The sequence below is a fragment of the Microbacterium suaedae genome (assembly GCF_003254645.1).
Taxonomy (GTDB): domain Bacteria; phylum Actinomycetota; class Actinomycetes; order Actinomycetales; family Microbacteriaceae; genus Microbacterium; species Microbacterium suaedae.
This window is the reverse complement of sequence record NZ_PNFD01000005.1, coordinates 69,752-85,036: the sequence shown is the minus strand read 5'-3', so window position 1 is coordinate 85,036 and position 15,285 is coordinate 69,752. Positions and strand designations below refer to the sequence as shown.

Annotated in this window: 14 protein-coding genes; 8 read left to right on the top strand and 6 right to left on the bottom strand. The window is 67.5% G+C overall.

What is annotated here, in order from left to right:
- Positions 1–40: 40 nt before the first annotated feature.
- From C0012_RS14355 to C0012_RS14345, 3 genes are all read right to left on the bottom strand, one after another.
- Complete coding sequence (locus C0012_RS14355) at positions 41–883, bottom strand: carbohydrate ABC transporter permease (protein WP_110590311.1); 843 nt, start codon at positions 881–883, stop codon at positions 41–43.
- 142 nt (positions 884–1,025) lie between these two features.
- Positions 1,026–2,321: a sugar ABC transporter substrate-binding protein gene (locus C0012_RS14350; protein WP_110590312.1), complete on the bottom strand. Its 1,296-nt coding sequence runs from the start codon at positions 2,319–2,321 to the stop codon at positions 1,026–1,028.
- Positions 2,322–2,353: 32 nt separating this feature from the next.
- A complete protein-coding gene (locus C0012_RS14345; RefSeq protein WP_110590313.1) occupies positions 2,354–3,439 on the bottom strand; it encodes a LacI family DNA-binding transcriptional regulator in 1,086 nt (361 codons plus the stop codon).
- A gap of 224 nt (positions 3,440–3,663) precedes the next feature.
- Here C0012_RS14345 and C0012_RS14340 point away from each other — a divergent pair, with 224 nt between their 5' ends.
- The gene (locus tag C0012_RS14340; protein WP_110590383.1) at positions 3,664–4,692 is read left to right on the top strand and encodes a 6-phosphofructokinase; all 1,029 of its coding nucleotides are present in this window, start codon (positions 3,664–3,666) and stop codon (positions 4,690–4,692) included.
- A gap of 57 nt (positions 4,693–4,749) precedes the next feature.
- Here the strand turns inward: C0012_RS14340 and C0012_RS14335 are convergent, their stop codons facing one another.
- Entirely contained in the window at positions 4,750–6,195 is a 1,446-nt protein-coding gene (locus C0012_RS14335; protein ID WP_110590314.1) for an aspartate ammonia-lyase, read from the bottom strand.
- Between the two features lie 84 nt (positions 6,196–6,279).
- The gene (locus C0012_RS14330; RefSeq protein ID WP_110590315.1) at positions 6,280–7,170 is read right to left on the bottom strand and encodes a phosphodiesterase; all 891 of its coding nucleotides are present in this window, start codon (positions 7,168–7,170) and stop codon (positions 6,280–6,282) included.
- Positions 7,171–7,199: 29 nt separating this feature from the next.
- Here C0012_RS14330 and C0012_RS14325 point away from each other — a divergent pair, with 29 nt between their 5' ends.
- Complete coding sequence (locus C0012_RS14325; protein WP_408631144.1) at positions 7,200–9,323, top strand: S9 family peptidase; 2,124 nt, start codon at positions 7,200–7,202, stop codon at positions 9,321–9,323.
- Positions 9,324–9,329: 6 nt separating this feature from the next.
- Here the strand turns inward: C0012_RS14325 and C0012_RS14320 are convergent, their stop codons facing one another.
- On the bottom strand, positions 9,330–10,199 hold the full coding sequence (locus C0012_RS14320) for a fumarylacetoacetate hydrolase family protein (RefSeq protein WP_110590316.1): 870 nt from the start codon (positions 10,197–10,199) through the stop codon (positions 9,330–9,332).
- Between the two features lie 123 nt (positions 10,200–10,322).
- On the opposite strand from C0012_RS14320, the gene C0012_RS14315 reads away from it, so the two are divergent.
- The 6 genes from C0012_RS14315 to C0012_RS14290 all read left to right on the top strand — a co-directional run bounded on the left by C0012_RS14315 (position 10,323) and on the right by C0012_RS14290 (position 15,249).
- A complete protein-coding gene (locus tag C0012_RS14315) occupies positions 10,323–11,468 on the top strand; it encodes a PrsW family intramembrane metalloprotease (protein WP_110590385.1) in 1,146 nt (381 codons plus the stop codon).
- Positions 11,469–11,685: 217 nt separating this feature from the next.
- Positions 11,686–12,057: an FKBP-type peptidyl-prolyl cis-trans isomerase gene (locus tag C0012_RS14310; protein ID WP_110590317.1), complete on the top strand. Its 372-nt coding sequence runs from the start codon at positions 11,686–11,688 to the stop codon at positions 12,055–12,057.
- Positions 12,058–12,218: 161 nt separating this feature from the next.
- Positions 12,219–12,767, top strand: a complete 549-nt coding sequence (locus tag C0012_RS14305) for a YceI family protein (RefSeq protein ID WP_110590318.1) — start codon at positions 12,219–12,221, stop codon at positions 12,765–12,767.
- A gap of 175 nt (positions 12,768–12,942) precedes the next feature.
- Positions 12,943–13,212, top strand: a complete 270-nt coding sequence (gene rpsO / locus C0012_RS14300) for a 30S ribosomal protein S15 (RefSeq protein WP_110590319.1) — start codon at positions 12,943–12,945, stop codon at positions 13,210–13,212.
- A 175-nt stretch (positions 13,213–13,387) separates the two neighbouring features.
- Positions 13,388–14,620: an LLM class flavin-dependent oxidoreductase gene (locus tag C0012_RS14295; protein WP_110590386.1), complete on the top strand. Its 1,233-nt coding sequence runs from the start codon at positions 13,388–13,390 to the stop codon at positions 14,618–14,620.
- Positions 14,617–15,249 (top strand): FMN reductase, encoded by a 633-nt coding sequence (locus C0012_RS14290; RefSeq protein WP_110590320.1) that lies wholly within the window; start codon positions 14,617–14,619, stop codon positions 15,247–15,249. Before C0012_RS14295 ends, C0012_RS14290 begins: the two co-directional genes overlap by 4 nt.
- Positions 15,250–15,285: the final 36 nt, after the last annotated feature.

Here is a 15,285-nt window from a genome sequence, read left to right as displayed (position 1 = left end):
GCGTTCGCCGGTCACGATGACGGAGGTCGAATCAGGCATATCAGTCCTTCTCCCGGGTCAGGCGCCGTTGCACGAGCGCGATCGCGAGGACGATGACGAAGAAGATCAGCGAGATGGCGGATCCGTAGCCGACCTCCTGTTCGCTGTACCCCTTGCGCACGGCGTGATAGACGAGCGTGGAGGTCGATCCGACGGGGCCGCCCTGCGTGATGACGTCGATCTGGATGAACAGCCGCAGAGCATCGATCGTGATCGTGATGAGGATGAAGATCATGGTGGGACGGAGCCCCGGCCAGGTCACGTTGGTGAATTGGCGCCAGGTGCCGGCACCATCGACACGGGCTGCCTCGTACAGTTCATCCGGGATCGTCTGCAGGCCGGAGAGCCAGATCACCATGTGGAATCCGACGGCCTGCCAGATCGAGAGCACGATGATCGCACCCATGGCAGTGCGGGGGTCGTTCAGCCAATCCATGCCCTGCCAGGCGCCGAACGTGATGGTGTCGATGAACGAGTTGATGAGGCCGTCGTCGCGGTAGAGCAGCTTCCACAGGATGGATACGACCACGATCGATGTGACGACGGGGACGAAGAAGATCACGCGGAAGAAGGTCACGCCGCGGAGCTTCTGGTTGATCAGCACGGCCATCGCGAGCGCGAGGGCCGACTGCAGAGGCACGACGATGAGCGCAAAGGCGAATGTGTTGAGGAGCGACCGGATGAAGACCGGATCCTCGAAGAGCGCTCGGATGAAATTGTCCAGCCCCACGAAGCGGGGCGGATTGGGGGAGATGAGGCGCGCATTGGTGAACGACAGACCGAAGCCGAGGACAGCGGGGACGATGAGGAACAGCAGGAGCAGCACCACCGCGGGCGCGGCCATGCCGATTCCTGTGCTGAGCTGGCCGCGTCTCGCGCGGGGTGCTCCGTCTGTCTTGCGCGCTTTCGGGCGGGTGCGTGTGGATGTCATGGGGAGGTCTCCGGAGGCGGGCGGGACGTCGCCGCCCCGCCCGCCGGTGCGGTGATTAGAAGCCGTAGCCGTCGTTGTTCTCGATGTTCGAGTCGATCTCGACGACCGCCTGATCGAGCGTCGAGCCCACGTCGGCACCGTTCATGATGTCCTGCGCGGCGGTCTCGAAGACGCTCGAGATGACGGCGTATGCCGGGGTCTCCGGGCGCGGCACGGCGAACCTCGCCGACAGATCCGCGAACGCCTCGAGGTCACCGCCCTCCGCGAAGTACTCCGTCTGCGCGGCGGCGCTCGCGGTCGCGGGGATGACGATCTGGCCGTCGCTGAAGGCGGCGATGTACTCGTCCTGGAAGCTGAACTCCAGGTAGTCGCGCGCGCCCTCGGTCTGCTGCTCGCTGCAGTTCGACGTGATGCCGAACTGCCAGGATCCGCCACCGATCTTCGGGCCGTCGCCGAAGTCGGGCGGCGGCAGGATCAGCAGATCGTCACCGTAGGCCTCGAGCGATTCCAGAGCGTTCCAGACGCCGGTGTAGCTCAGGGCGGCGTCGCCGTCGACGAACTCCTGGTTGCCGATCGTGCCGGAGCTTCCCGCGTAGCCGTCCTCGAACAGGCCCTGGAACCAGGTCATCGCCTCGACGGAGGCGTCACCGTTGAGGGCGCCGTCTGCCGAGAGGAAAGTCGATCGGTCGATGAGGTCGCCGCCGAAGCTCTGGATGATCGGTGAGTAGGCGTACGACCACCACTCGCCCGTGTCCTCGGCGCCGATGTCGAGGGGCGTTTCGTAGCCTGCGTCTTTCAGCGTCGCGAGTGCGTCGTCGAACTCGTCGCGGGTCCACGGATCCTCGACGGTCGGGATGCGGACCCCGTGCTCGTTCAGCACGGACTCGCGGGCGAAGATCGCCAGGGCGGCGTCCCAGTAGCCCGCCGAGTAGATCTCGTCGTCGTAGGTGCCGACGGCCGTGGGAAGCAGTGAGTCCGTGAGCTCGGTCGGCAGCTCGAGCGGCTGCAGATAGCCCGCCCATGCCCAGTTCGGCATGATCGGACCGTCCATGTCGACCAGGCAGGGGAGGTCGCCCGACGCGGCGGCCGCGACGATCGCGTCGTTGTACGAACCCTGGGGGAAGGATTCCTCGACGACCGTGTAGTCGTCCTGCGAGGCGTTGAAGTCGTCGATGATCTGCTGGTAGACGGCGAGTTCGGCCTCGTTGCCGGCCGAGTGGGTCCAGAGCGTGAGCTCGGTGGATCCGTCGGCTGCTGTCTCGCCTCCCTGTCCGGCCTGGCCGCATGCGGTCAGCGCCAGTGCTGATGCGACAGCGGTGGCGATGAAGGCGGGTGTGCTCCTGCGCTTCATGTGTGCTTTCCTTTCTGTGTGATCCTTCGGGATCACGGTTCGGGGGCCGCAGGTGCGGCCGACTCGTTCGGAATGGTCCGTCGTCGGCTGAGGTTGGCGCTTCGCGCCGGCGGCGGGCCTACGGAGTCTCGTCTCACGACGGGACAGGGCATGAGGTGACTGGTCTTCGGATCTGCGTCACGGACGCCCAGAACGACTTCCATCGCCCAGCGGCCCATTTCGTAGTGGGGCAGGGCGATCGTCGTGAGCGGGGGCTCCTGCTCGGCGGCGTGGTACTGCTGATCGTCGAAGCCGACGACCGACAGATCGTGCGGAATCGACAGACCGAGGTCGTGCGCCGCGCGATATGCGCCGCCTGCCATGCGGTCGTTGAAGCAGAACATGGCCGTCGGGCGCTGATCATCGGGCAGTCGGAGGAGCTCGGTCGCGAGGCGTCGCCCGCTTGCGGTCGTGCCGTCTCCGTGGAGAATCAGGGCCGGATCGTGGGAGATGCCCGCGCCGGAGAGGACCTCGAGGAAGCCGTCGCGTCGCAGATCGGCGGCGATGGCGCGCGGGTCGTCCGATGAGAGATACGCGATGCGTCGATGTCCGGCCTCGACGAGCTCTCGGGCCGCAGACGCTCCTCCGGCCCGGTCGTCGGGGACGACGCTGCGGTGAGACGCGTCGGCGGGGCGGCAGTCGAGGAAGACGGTGTCGGACGGGAGCCCAGACGGGACGTCGACGGCGCGATGCCACATCGTCGCGTAGATCATGGCGTCGACCTGCTGGGAGACGAGCGCGGAGATCGCCTCGCGCTCGACATCGCGGTCGTCTCCCGTATCGGTGAGGATCAGGAGGTGCCCGTTCTCGCGCGCGGCGTCCTGTGCACCGGCGAGCATCTGGCCCGCGAACGGCGTCGTGGCGATGACATCGGAGATCATGCCGACGGTGCGTGTGCGGCGCGTGCGTAAGCCGCGGGCGAGGGAACTGGGCGTGTAGCCGATCTCGCGGGCGATGCGCTTGACGCGGGCACGGGTGTCGGCTGCGACGCGTGCATCGGTGTCGTTGAGCGCGTGCGACACGGTCGTGGGGGAGACGCCGGCAGCGGCGGCGACATCCGAGATCCGGGGACGTGCCATGGTCTTCACCTCTCACTTCGTCGTGTCGAGCAGCGTCGGTGCTGCGGGATCGAAGGTTGTGCAATCGATTTTGCACACTCAAGGGACGATGCGCAATCGATTTGACAGAAAATCTCACTGATTGATCGACGCAGGCGCGCAACAGGGAAGGGCGTGAGAGCGCGGGCAGCAAGGAACGGGGCCGGGAAGTGCGCACGACGATCCGGTCCAATAGGCTCATGACCATGAAGATCGGGATCCTCACTTCGGGCGGCGACTGCCCCGGACTCAACGCTGTCATCCGTAGTGCCGTGCTCAAGGGCTCGCGCAAGTACGGCATCGACTTCGTCGGCATCCGCGACGGCTGGCGCGGCCTCGTCGACGCCGACTTCTTCCCCCTGCAGCGCGCTGACGTGAAGGGCCTGTCGAAGGTCGGCGGCACGATCCTCGGGACGAGCCGCACGAACCCCTACGAGGGCGATCGCGGCGGCGCCGAGAACATCAAGAAGACGATGTACGGGCACAAGCTCGACGGCATCATCGCGATCGGCGGAGAGGGCACGCTCGCGGCGGCGAACCGTCTCTGGAACGACGGTGTCCCCGTGGTCGGCGTGCCGAAGACGATCGACAACGACCTCCGGGCGACCGACTACTCCTTCGGGTTCGACACGGCCGTGAACATCGCCTCAGAGGCGATGGACCGGCTCCGCACGACGGGTGATTCGCACCAGCGATGCATGGTAGCCGAGGTCATGGGCCGCCACGTGGGCTGGATCGCTTTGCACTCCGGCATGGCGGCGGGCGCTCACATCATCTGCATCCCGGAGGTGCCGCTCACGATCGAGGAGATCTGCGAGCAGGTCGAGTCCGCGAGCGAGCGCGGTCGCGCGCCGCTCGTCGTCGTGGCCGAGGGTTTCAAGCTCTCGGGGCAGGAAGAGGCCTATTCCGACAAGGGGCTCGACGCGTTCAACCGTCCGCGCCTCGGCGGCATCAGCGAGGTGCTCGCGCCGATGATCGAGCAGAAGACGGGCATCGAGACCCGCTCGACCGTTCTCGGCCACATTCAGCGCGGCGGATCCCCGTCCGGCTTCGACCGGGTGCTCGCGACGCGCCTCGGCCTGCACGCGGCTGACGCCGTCGTCGACGGCGCGTGGGGCCAGATGGTGTCGATGAAGGGCACCGACATCGAGCGCGTGACCTTCGAAGACGCCCTCGGCGAGCTCAACGAGGTACCCGCGCACCGCTACGAGGAGGCCTCGGCGCTGTTCGGCTGATCTCGTGCGAGCCCCCGAGCGGGCCGTGCCGATCGATCGGCGCGGCCCGCTTCGTCGTCAGGGGAGATCTTCCGGCGAGATCACCGGAATCGCCGTCGTCGCGGGCTCGAGGCCCGACAGCCGCTCGGGGCGCAGCTGCTTCTCGACCTGGGCGCGGTCCATGAGGCCCGCGTCGACCACGAGATCGGCGACGTCGCGCCCGGTGAGGAGCGCCGTCTTCGCCAGCGCCGCGGCCGACGAATAGCCGATGAAGGGTGTGAGCGCCGTGATGACGCCGACGCTCTGGCCGACCATCGCGCCGAGGCGCTCGGTGTTCGCGGTGATCCCGTCGACGCAGTTGACGCGCAGCGTGCGCATCGCCTGGCGCATCCAGATGATCGACTGGAACAGCGAATGCGCGATGACGGGTTCGAACGCGTTGAGCTGCAGCTGCCCCGACTCGACGGCCATCGTGACGGTCGTGTCCGATCCGGCGACCGCGAAGGCGACCTGGTTGACGACCTCGGGGATGACGGGGTTGACCTTCGCAGGCATGATGCTCGACCCCGCCTGCATCGCGGGCAGGTTGATCTCGCCGAATCCGGCCTGGGGGCCCGACGAGAGCAGTCGGAGATCGTTGCAGATCTTCGACAGCTTCATCGCGGTGCGCTTGATGGAGCTCGAGAACGACATGAAGGCGCCGGTGTCGCTCGTCGCCTCAATGAGGTCGCGTGCGGTGCGCAGGGGGAGGGCCGAGATCTCCGACAGGTGCGCGCGCACCGACTCGGCGTAGCCGCGCGTGACGTTGATGCCCGTGCCGATGGCGGTCGCGCCCATGTTGATCTCGAGCAGCAGATTCGAGTTGTCGGTCTGCCGGTGCCAGTCCTCGCTCAGAGTGTGGGCGAAACCGTGGAACTCCTGGCCGAGGGTCATCGGCACGGCGTCCTGCAGCTGGGTGCGACCGACCTTGAGGAGGTCATGGAACTCGTCGCCCTTGCGCGCGAAGGCCTTGCGCAGCTCGTCGAGCTCCTCCAGCTGCGAAACGTGCGCGAGGAGGATGCCGATCTTGACGGCCGTCGGATAGACGTCGTTCGTCGACTGCGAGCGGTTCGTGTGATCGTTCGGGGAGAGGTAGGCGTAGTCGCCCTTCTCCCGGCCCGCCATCTCGAGGGCGACGTTGGTGATGACCTCGTTCGCGCACATGTTCGTCGACGTGCCGGCACCGCCCTGGATGACACCGACCGTGAACTCCTCGTGGAACTCGCCGTCGATGATGCGCTGGGCGGCGCGGTCGATGAGATCCGCGCGTGTGGCGTCGAGCACCCCCAGATCCCGGTTGGCGCGCGCGGCGGCCTGTTTGACCATCGCGAGCGCCGTGACGAGCTCGGGATACACCGAGATCGGTCGCTTGGTGATGTCGAAGTTCTCCTGGGCTCGCAGAGTGTGGATGCCCCAGTAGGCGTCGGCGGGGATCTCCCGCGAGCCCAGAGAGTCGGATTCGGTGCGCGTCTTCGCGGATTCCATGTCGACAACACTAGGCCGGGAGAGCGCACGACATGGGGGCCTCTGTGTCGAATCTCAGCATCGACCTCGCCCGGGAGCCCGGGATCAGGCGCGCTTGCGTGAGAAGAACTCGAGGCGCTCCTCGGGCGTCATCGCCTCGACGCGCGCGTACCACTCGGGCGTGAAGAAATCTGCCGGATCGGCGGCGTCGACCGGCACGACCGTCGAGGTGACCTGATCGTCGTACACATGCACGAGGTGGAACGACTGTCCCGCGTCCATTCCGTTGACCTCCCGGGCCGGGCGCGCGACGTCCATCGTGTAGCAGCTGGCGGCCGCGACGAACGTCGGGACGCCGGCGAAGGATCCGCTCATCGAATAGTGCAGGTGCCCCGCGAGGATCGCCCGCACATCGGATCCGTCGAGCGCCTCCGCGAGCGCCGGCTGGTTCCGAAGTTCGAGGATGTCGAACATCGGCACGTGGCTCGGCAGCGGCGGATGATGGAGCGCGAGGATCGTCCCGAGCGGCGCGGGCTCCGAGAGCACCTCGCGCAGCCACGCGATCTGCTCCTCGTCGATTTCGCCGTGGTGCCACCCGGGAACGGTCGAGTCGAGCGCGACGAGACGCAGCCCGTCGAGATCGAACGCACGGCGGATGGCGCGCTGCGACGGATCCTCGCCGAGCAGATCGCGCCGCATCGCGGGACGCTCGTCGTGGTTCCCGGCGACCCAGACGACCGGGACGCCCATGCGCTGCGCGACCGGCTCGACGAGACGAGCCAGCTCGCGGTAGGCATCGGGCTCGCCGAGATCGGTGAGGTCCCCGGTGACGACGATCGCGCTCGCGCCCTCGACGCGCTCGATCCGCGCGAGCATGGCACGGAGGTTCGCGGAGGTGTCGTACTGGCCACCGAGCAGCACCCCGTCCGCAAGCAGGTGAGTATCGCTGATGTGGATGATGGTGCGCGACGCGGCCGCGTGCTGCCCGAACTGCATGCTGCCAGGGTAGCGAGGATAACGTGGTGATGATGACTGCACCGATCGCGAAGAAGGTCCCCCACACCCGCGTCCACCACGGACGTGAGTTCTCGGACCCGTACGAGTGGATGCGCGACAAGACCTCGCCCGAGCTGATCGCTCATCTCGAGGCCGAGAACGCGCACGCCGACGCGGAGCTCGCGCGACTCGAACCCCTTCGCGAGAAGGTCTTCGGCGAGATCAAGAGCCGCGTGCGCGAGACCGATCTGTCGGTGCCGATCCGCCAGGGGGAGTGGTGGTACTACGGGCGCTCGATCGAGGGGCAGCAGTATGGTCTGCAGTGCCGCGCGCCGATCGCGAATCCCCACGACTGGACACCCCCGTCGCTCACGCCCGGGGAGGACGTGCCGGGGGAGCAGATCCTTCTCGATGCGAACGTCGAAGCGGAGGGGCACGAGTTCTTCTCGCTCGGCGCCTTCAGCGTCACGGCCGACGGAACCCGCATGCTGTGGGGCGTCGACGTCGCCGGCGACGAGCGCTACACCGTGCGCGTCCGCGACATCGCGAGCGGCGAGGCGCTGCCGGACGTGCTCGAAGGCATCGGCGCGGGAGCGAAGTTCACGCCTGACGGACGCTTCATCGTGTACTCGACCGTCGATGACGCGTGGCGACCGGATCGCGTGTGGCTGCACCGCGTCGGCGACGCGACGCGCGAGGACGACGCGCTGATCTTCCACGAGCCCGACGAGGCCTTCTGGGCGGGCGCCGGCTTCACGCGCAGCGACCGCTTCCTCGAGATCGTGTCGGGGTCGAACACGACGACCGCCATCGATCTCATTCGCACGGAGGACGTCGAGCGACTGTACGCGGGCGATGAAGACGTGGAGTCGATCTCGGTGTTCTCGCGCGAGGACGGCGTCGAGTACTCGGTGGACCACGCCATCGTCGGGGGCCGCGACTGGCTGTACGTGCTGCACAATCAGGACGCCGAAGACTTCGCGCTCGTGCGGCTGCCGGCCGACGACCCGTCGGCCGAGCCCGAGACCGTCATCGCGCACAGAGCGGGCGTGCGTCTGGAGGACGTCGACTGCTTCCGCGACTTCGCGGTCGTCGAGTACCGCTCGGGCGGGATCCCGCGCATGGGGATCCTCGACTACGCGACCCACGAGGTGCGCGAGATCGAGTTCGACGAGCCGCTGTTCACGGCGGGCGCGGCCGGAAATCCCGAGTGGACGCAGCCCGGCGTACGGCTGCACTACGGCTCGTTCACGACACCCGGGACCGTCTACGACTACGAGGTGCGTACGGGCGAGCTGACGCTCCTCAAACGGGCCGAGATCCTCGGCGGCTACGAGCGCGACGACTACGCGCAGGGCCGCGTCTGGGTCACGGCGACCGACGGGACGGAGATCCCCGTCTCGCTCGTCTGGAAGCGGTCCTTCGGTACGCCCGGCGAGACGGTGCGCCCCGTGCACCTGTACGGGTACGGCGCCTACGAGCACTCGATCGATCCGGGCTTCTCGACGGCGCGACTGTCGATGCTCGACCGCGGCGTCGTCTTCGCCGTCGCCCACGTGCGCGGCGGAGGCGAGATGGGGCGCGCGTGGTACGAGGGCGGCAAGCTCGCGAACAAGCGCAACAGCTTCACCGACTTCGTGGACGTCGCGCGGCACCTCATCGACGACGGCTACACGACGCCGAAGCGACTTGTCGCTGAGGGCGGATCCGCCGGCGGCCTGCTTATGGGCGCCGTCGCGAATCTCGCGCCTGAGCTCTTCGCGGGCATCCTCGCCGACGTCCCGTTCGTCGACGCGCTCACGACGATCCTCGACCCGTCCCTGCCGCTCACCGTCATCGAGTGGGAGGAGTGGGGCGATCCGCTGCACGACCCCCAGTTCTACGAGGCCATGCGCGCCTACACGCCGTACGAGAACGTGCGCGAGGGCGTGCGGTACCCGCGGATCCTCGCGATGACGTCGCTCAACGACACGCGCGTGTACTACGTCGAGCCTGCGAAGTGGGTCGCGCGCCTGCGCGAAGTTGGCGCGGACGTGCTTCTGAAGTGCGAGATGGTCGCCGGGCACGCGGGCGTGAGTGGCCGCTACAACGCATGGCGCGAGCGCGCGTACCAGCTCGCGTGGTTGCTCGACGCCCTCGGGATCGAGGAGTAGGACGCTCTACGCGACCGTGCGGCAGTGCGTCGTCAGCTCGCCGATGCCCTCCACGCCGACCGTGACGGTCGACCCGTCCTGCAGCAGCACCTGCGGGGTGCGCGAGTAGCCGGATCCGCCCGGCGAACCCGTCGAGATGAGGGTGCCCGGCAGCAGCGTGATCCCGCGCGAAAGGTGCGAGACGAGCGTCGCGACCGAGCGGATCATCTGCCCCGTTGTGGCGTCCTGCAGCAGCTCGCCGTCGACGCGCGTCCATATCTTCAGGTCCTGGGGATCCGGGATCTCGTCGGCCGTCACGACATACGGTCCGACGGGGGTGAAGCCGTCGAGTGACTTGCAGCGGCACCACTGCGCCTCGGAGTACTGGATGTTGCGCGCCGAGATGTCGTTGACGACGGTGTACCCGAAGACATAGTCGAGCGCCTCGTCCTCGGAGACGTTCCTTGCGGGGCGACCGATGATCACGCCGAGCTCGGCTTCGTAGTCGACCGATTCGCTCTGCGCGCGCGACCACGTCGTCGTCCCCTCGTGCCCGGCGAGCGAGTTCGGCCAGAGCGTGAAGACGGTCGGGGTGTCGTCGCTCTTCAGGCTCAGCTCGCCCGCGTGAGCCGAGTAGTTCAGGCCGACCGCCATGATCGACGGAGGCGTGAGCACACCGGGAGCGAAGCGCACGTCGGCGATGGGCGTCCGCGGTCCGCCATAGGCTGCGGCGGCCGCCTCGACGGCATCGAGAGCGGGCGGTCCCGCCGCGAGGAGGGACTCGAGCGTCGCGGGGCCGGCATCCATGAGGACGGCGACGGCGACGACGCCGTCATCGGTCACGTGGACGAGCGACGGGACGTCGGCATCCGGCAGGGTCACGTGGGCGAAGCGCATGTCGATCAGCCTATCCGCGTGCGCGGGCGGACCAGCGGTCGGGCGCGGCGCGCGATGAGAGAATACGGGATCATGACCACTCCTCCGCACCCGGGGGCGCCGCGGCGCGCGTTCTCTCCGCGCATGCGTAACCAGGGAGATCCGATCTCGGCTGCGCCGGCGGACGAACCCCACGTCCCCGTCTCCGCCCCGACTCTCCTGCGCCAGGGGCGGTCAGTCTGGATCTGGCTGTGGTTCGTCCTGGGCCTTGCGGCCCTCGCGACGACGGGGTTCTTCGTCACGACCTACGGGGCTGCGGGGCCTGCGATCGCGTCACTGCTCGCGTTCCTCCCGTTCGCGGGCGTCGTGATGTGCCTCATGTGGCTCGACCGCTGGGAACCCGAGCCGCGGGCCATGCTGGTGTTCGCGACCGGGTGGGGCGCGTTCGTCGCGATCATCCTGACTCTTGCGGTCGGGATGTTCGTGCAGACCGCACTGCCGGCGACGGCGACGCTCGCGGGGTTCGGCTCGATCGTGCAGGCGCCGATCGTCGAGGAAGTCCTCAAATGCGCGGGGATCCTTGTCGTGCTCGCGATGGGCAAGCGGGCGCTCGACGGCGCGCTCGACGGGATCGTGTACGGCGGGCTCATCGGAGCAGGCTTCGCCTTCGTCGAGAACATCAAGTATTTCGTCGAGGCGCTCCTCGGTGGCGGGGTCGGCGACCTCACGACGGCCTTCTTCTTGCGCGCCGTGCTGTCACCATTCGCGCACATCATGTTCACGGCGGCGTGCGGCTTCGCCGTCGGGCTCGCGGTGCGTCGAGGGAAGAACGTCCTGCTCCCGTGGCTGCTCGGGCTCCTCGTCGCGATCGTGCTGCACGCCATCTGGAATGGCTCGGCGCGCTTTGCCGGGTTCTTCCTGCCGTATCTGCTCGTGCAGATCCCGCTGTTCGCGGTGTCCGTGGTCGCCGTGGTCCGGATCCGTGTCGAGGAGCTGCGGCTGCGGCGCGAGCGCCTCGATGAGTACGTGCGCGCCGGCTGGTTCACCCCACAGGAGGCCGACATCTTGTCGACGCGCGCTGGACGGAAAGCGGGACTCGCATGGGCGGCGACGCTGCCGGGGGACCGCCGCCGCATAATGAAGAGGTTCATCCACGACGGTGCGCGCCTCGCCTGGGCCCGGCAGCGCGCTCTCACAGGGCGGGATCCGCTCGCATCGGTCGACGAGCGCACGCTGCTTCGTCGCATGCTGATAACGCGCTCTGAGCTGTTGGCGCCGGTGGGAGTCTGACGCGCCGGCAGGATATCGCTGCGCAGGGTATTGACAGCCGGTGGGCCGTGAGGGATCCTCTTTCCATAGACCAGCGCCCGACGTGTTCTCCGGCCTCGCCGAGACCCGGGCGCTGGCTCTTTGTCTCGACGCCGTGGCGCCTGCGCCGTGACGCACCCGGTTTCGCCCTCAGCGCACGACCTTTGACCTCGACGTCGGCGCAGGGTTGGATGGGGGTATGACTGCAGACCGCACGAAGCCCGAGTTCGACGCCCCGGAAGGCCCGGCTCCCGCCGAGCTCGAGATCCGAGACATCATCGTCGGTGATGGCGCCGAGGCCAAGGCGGGCGCGACCGTCACGATCCACTATGCGGGCGTCGATTACGACACGGGCGAGGAGTTCGACTCGTCCTGGAACCGCGGGGAGCCCGCACAGTTCCCGCTCGGCATGCTGATCAAGGGGTGGCAGGAGGGCATCCCCGGAATGAAGGTCGGCGGTCGCCGTCAGCTGACGGTTCCTCCCGAGCTCGCCTATGGGCCCGAGGGTGCCGGTCACTTCCTCAGCGGCAAGACGCTCATCTTCATCATCGATCTCATCGACGCTGCCTGACGGCAGGTGTCGCCAGAACGGGCCCGGGAACGCTCCCGGGCCCGTTTTCGTCTGTCTGGACACAGGATGTATTCACGCGACTTGATTTCCATGCGCGTGAATGGTTATAGTGGGGGCGTCGCTCGCGAGGCGACCCCACGTCATCACCACAAGGAGCACGCATGACCCTCGACATTCCTGGCTACAAGCCCGGCACCTACGTCCTCGACTCCGCCCACAGCGAGGTCGGTTTCGAGGTGCGCCACATGATGATCTCGAAGGTGCGCGGTCACTTCGCCGTCAAGGAGGCGACGATCGTGCTGCCGGAGAACCCCCTCGAGGCCACGGTCAAGGCGACGGCCGACGTCGCGTCGATCAGCACGAAGGACGAGGGGCGCGATGCGCACCTGCGCGGCGAGGACTTCTTCGACGCCGACACCTACCCGACCATCGCCTTCTCGAGCACGGGTGTCCGTGCCGAGGGTGGCGACCTCTTCGTCGACGGAGACCTCACGATCAAGGATGTCACCAAGCCCGTGAGCTTCGCGCTCGAGATCGGTGGCTTCGGGACCGACCCGTGGGGTAACTACAAGGCCGGCGCCACTGCTCAGGGCACGATCGACCGCGAGGAGTTCGGTCTGACCTGGAACGCCGCGCTCGAGACGGGCGGTGTTCTCGTCGGCAAGGACGTCAAGATCACCCTCGATCTGCAGGGTGCGCTCGAGGCCTGATCGCCTTTCAGTACGGATCCCCGTTCTCGCGTTCGCGAGGGCGGGGATTCGCTGTGTGCGCAGGTATCGCGCATGGGGTAGACTCCTGTGGTTGCCGTAAGAACGGCCGCGGAGAAAGAGAGCTCGCGCATCAGGCGACGGGCGCCGCGCAACGACGAGAAAGGGGATCACTTACATGGCACTGGAAGCAGACGTCAAGAAGTCGATCATCGAAGAGTACGCGACGCACCCCGGTGACACCGGATCCCCCGAGGTGCAGGTTGCACTGCTGTCGCGGCGCATCAAGGACCTCACCGAGCATCTCAAGGACCACAAGCACGACCACCACTCGCGCCGTGGTCTGTTCCTGCTCGTCGGTCAGCGCCGCCGTCTGCTCGGATACCTCCAGCGCGTCGACATCGAGCGCTACCGTGCGCTCATCGCGCGCATCGGTCTCCGTCGATAAGACAGGTCGAGCGCCCAGCGTTCAATCGACTTCTCGAAAGCCCGTCCCAGGTGTGGGGCGGGCTTTCGCCGTGTTCGGCGAGGCCCGGGAATAGATTCGACGCGCATGCGTTTCCTCATGTATATTCACACGCATGGAAGAGCGCGGATCCGTCCGCGCCGAGAGAGGGGACATCATGAGCGAACAGCACGCATCTCAGGACACGTGGCAGGGCATGCAGTTCGGCCTGTTCTCGGTCAGCGACATCACCCGCGACCCGGTTTCGGGCGAGACCCCGAGCGAGGCGCAGCGGATCCGCGACATCGTCACGATCGCCACGCACGCCGAGCAAGCCGGGCTCGACGTCTTCGCGATCGGCGAGCACCACAACCCGCCGTTCTTCTCGTCGTCGCCGACGACGACGCTCGCGTACATCGCAGCGCAGACCGAGCGGCTCATCCTGTCGACCTCGACGACGCTCGTCACGACGAACGACCCCGTGAAGCTCGCCGAGGACTACGCAATGCTTCAGCACCTCGCGGGGGGACGCATCGACCTCGTGATGGGGCGCGGCAACACCGGGCCCGTGTATCCGTGGTTCGGCAAGGACATCCGTCAGGGGCTCCCTCTCGCGATCGAGAACTACAACCTGCTGAACCGTCTCTGGCGCGAGGACGTCGTCGACTGGGAGGGCAAGTTCCGCACCTCCCTCAGCGGATTCACGTCGACGCCCAGGCCGCTCGACGACGTGCCGCCGTTCGTCTGGCACGGCTCGATCCGGACGCCCGAGATCGCCGAGCAGGCGGCTTACTACGGCGACGGTTTCTTCGCGAACAACATCTTCTGGCCGAAGGAGCACTACCAGCGCCTCATCGACCTGTATCGGCAGCGCTTCGCCCACTACGGTCACGGCGCGCCCGAGCAGGCGATCGTCGGGCTCGGCGGTCAGGCGTTCATGGCGAAGAACTCGCAGGACGCGATCGACCGTTTCCGTCCCTATTTCGACAGCGCGCCGGTGTACGGCAACGGGCCGTCGATGGAGGACTTCACCGAGATGACACCGCTCACGGTCGGATCGCCGCAGCAGGTGATCGACCGCTACGCATCGATGCGCGACACCTTCGGTGACTATCAGCGCCAGCTGTTCCTCATGGACCACGCGGGGCTTCCGCTCAAGATGGTGCTCGAGCAGATCGACTTCCTCGGCGAGGACGTCGTGCCGGTCCTGCGCCGCGAGCTGCAGAAGGACCGCCCGGAGAACGTGCCGGATGCTCCGACGCACGCGTCGCTCGTCACGGCGAAGTACGGCGCCGACGCGCCGCGTCAGCCGCGCCCCAACCCCAATCGCGGCGACAACGTGACGGGCGGGTCTCCCTATCAGGACACGCAGACGAGCGGATCGGCATTCGGAAAGGCAGCAGAACGGTGAGTGACGTGAAGAAGATCATCGTCGTCTCGGCAGGCCTGTCGGATCCGTCATCGACACGCCTTCTCGCCGACCGGATCCTCCAGGCGGTGTCCCGCGACATGTCGGCTCGCGGCGACGAGCACGAGGCGCGCGTCTTCGAGCTGCGTGATGTCGCCCACGACATCACGAACCACCTGCTCACCGGTTTCTCACCCGCGCCGCTCGCCGAGCTGAACGCAGAGGTCGCGAAGGCCGACGCGCTCATCGCGGTCACGCCCATCTTCTCCACGAGCTACTCGGGTCTGTTCAAGAGCTGGGTGGATGTCCTGGACCGTGACGCGCTCGAGGGGACACCCGTCCTGCTCGGAGCCACGGCCGGCACGCCCCGCCACTCGCTCGCGATCGACTACGCCATGCGTCCGCTGTTCACCTATCTCCACGCCGAGCCGGTCTCGACGGGTGTCTTCGCCGCGAGCGACGACTGGGGGGACGGCGCCGACAGCGTCGCTCCACTGCAGCAGCGTGTCGACCGCGGTGCGCGGGAACTCGTCGACCGCATCGTCGGCGCGCAGACGGTGTCTCGCGCGGATCCGTACGCCCCGGAGACGTATCTCGGCGGAGGCGGATCCTTCGCTGATCTGCTCGCCTGACCGCACAAGTGCCGGGCGGCCCGAGGGGTCGCCCGG

What these genes read in the sequence shown, in the direction of transcription:
- C0012_RS14355 (WP_110590311.1), bottom strand. Translation starts at nt 883, where the DNA reads ATGGCCGCGCCCGCGGTGGTGCTGCTCCTGCTGTTCCTCATCGTCCCC.
- C0012_RS14350 (WP_110590312.1), bottom strand. Translation starts at nt 2,321, where the DNA reads ATGAAGCGCAGGAGCACACCCGCCTTCATCGCCACCGCTGTCGCATCA.
- C0012_RS14345 (WP_110590313.1), bottom strand. Translation starts at nt 3,439, where the DNA reads ATGGCACGTCCCCGGATCTCGGATGTCGCCGCCGCTGCCGGCGTCTCC.
- C0012_RS14340 (WP_110590383.1), top strand. Translation starts at nt 3,664, where the DNA reads ATGAAGATCGGGATCCTCACTTCGGGCGGCGACTGCCCCGGACTCAAC.
- C0012_RS14335 (WP_110590314.1), bottom strand. Translation starts at nt 6,195, where the DNA reads ATGGAATCCGCGAAGACGCGCACCGAATCCGACTCTCTGGGCTCGCGG.
- C0012_RS14330 (WP_110590315.1), bottom strand. Translation starts at nt 7,170, where the DNA reads ATGCAGTTCGGGCAGCACGCGGCCGCGTCGCGCACCATCATCCACATC.
- C0012_RS14325 (WP_408631144.1), top strand. Translation starts at nt 7,200, where the DNA reads ATGATGACTGCACCGATCGCGAAGAAGGTCCCCCACACCCGCGTCCAC.
- C0012_RS14320 (WP_110590316.1), bottom strand. Translation starts at nt 10,199, where the DNA reads ATGCGCTTCGCCCACGTGACCCTGCCGGATGCCGACGTCCCGTCGCTC.
- C0012_RS14315 (WP_110590385.1), top strand. Translation starts at nt 10,323, where the DNA reads ATGCGTAACCAGGGAGATCCGATCTCGGCTGCGCCGGCGGACGAACCC.
- C0012_RS14310 (WP_110590317.1), top strand. Translation starts at nt 11,686, where the DNA reads ATGACTGCAGACCGCACGAAGCCCGAGTTCGACGCCCCGGAAGGCCCG.
- C0012_RS14305 (WP_110590318.1), top strand. Translation starts at nt 12,219, where the DNA reads ATGACCCTCGACATTCCTGGCTACAAGCCCGGCACCTACGTCCTCGAC.
- rpsO (WP_110590319.1), top strand. Translation starts at nt 12,943, where the DNA reads ATGGCACTGGAAGCAGACGTCAAGAAGTCGATCATCGAAGAGTACGCG.
- C0012_RS14295 (WP_110590386.1), top strand. Translation starts at nt 13,388, where the DNA reads ATGAGCGAACAGCACGCATCTCAGGACACGTGGCAGGGCATGCAGTTC.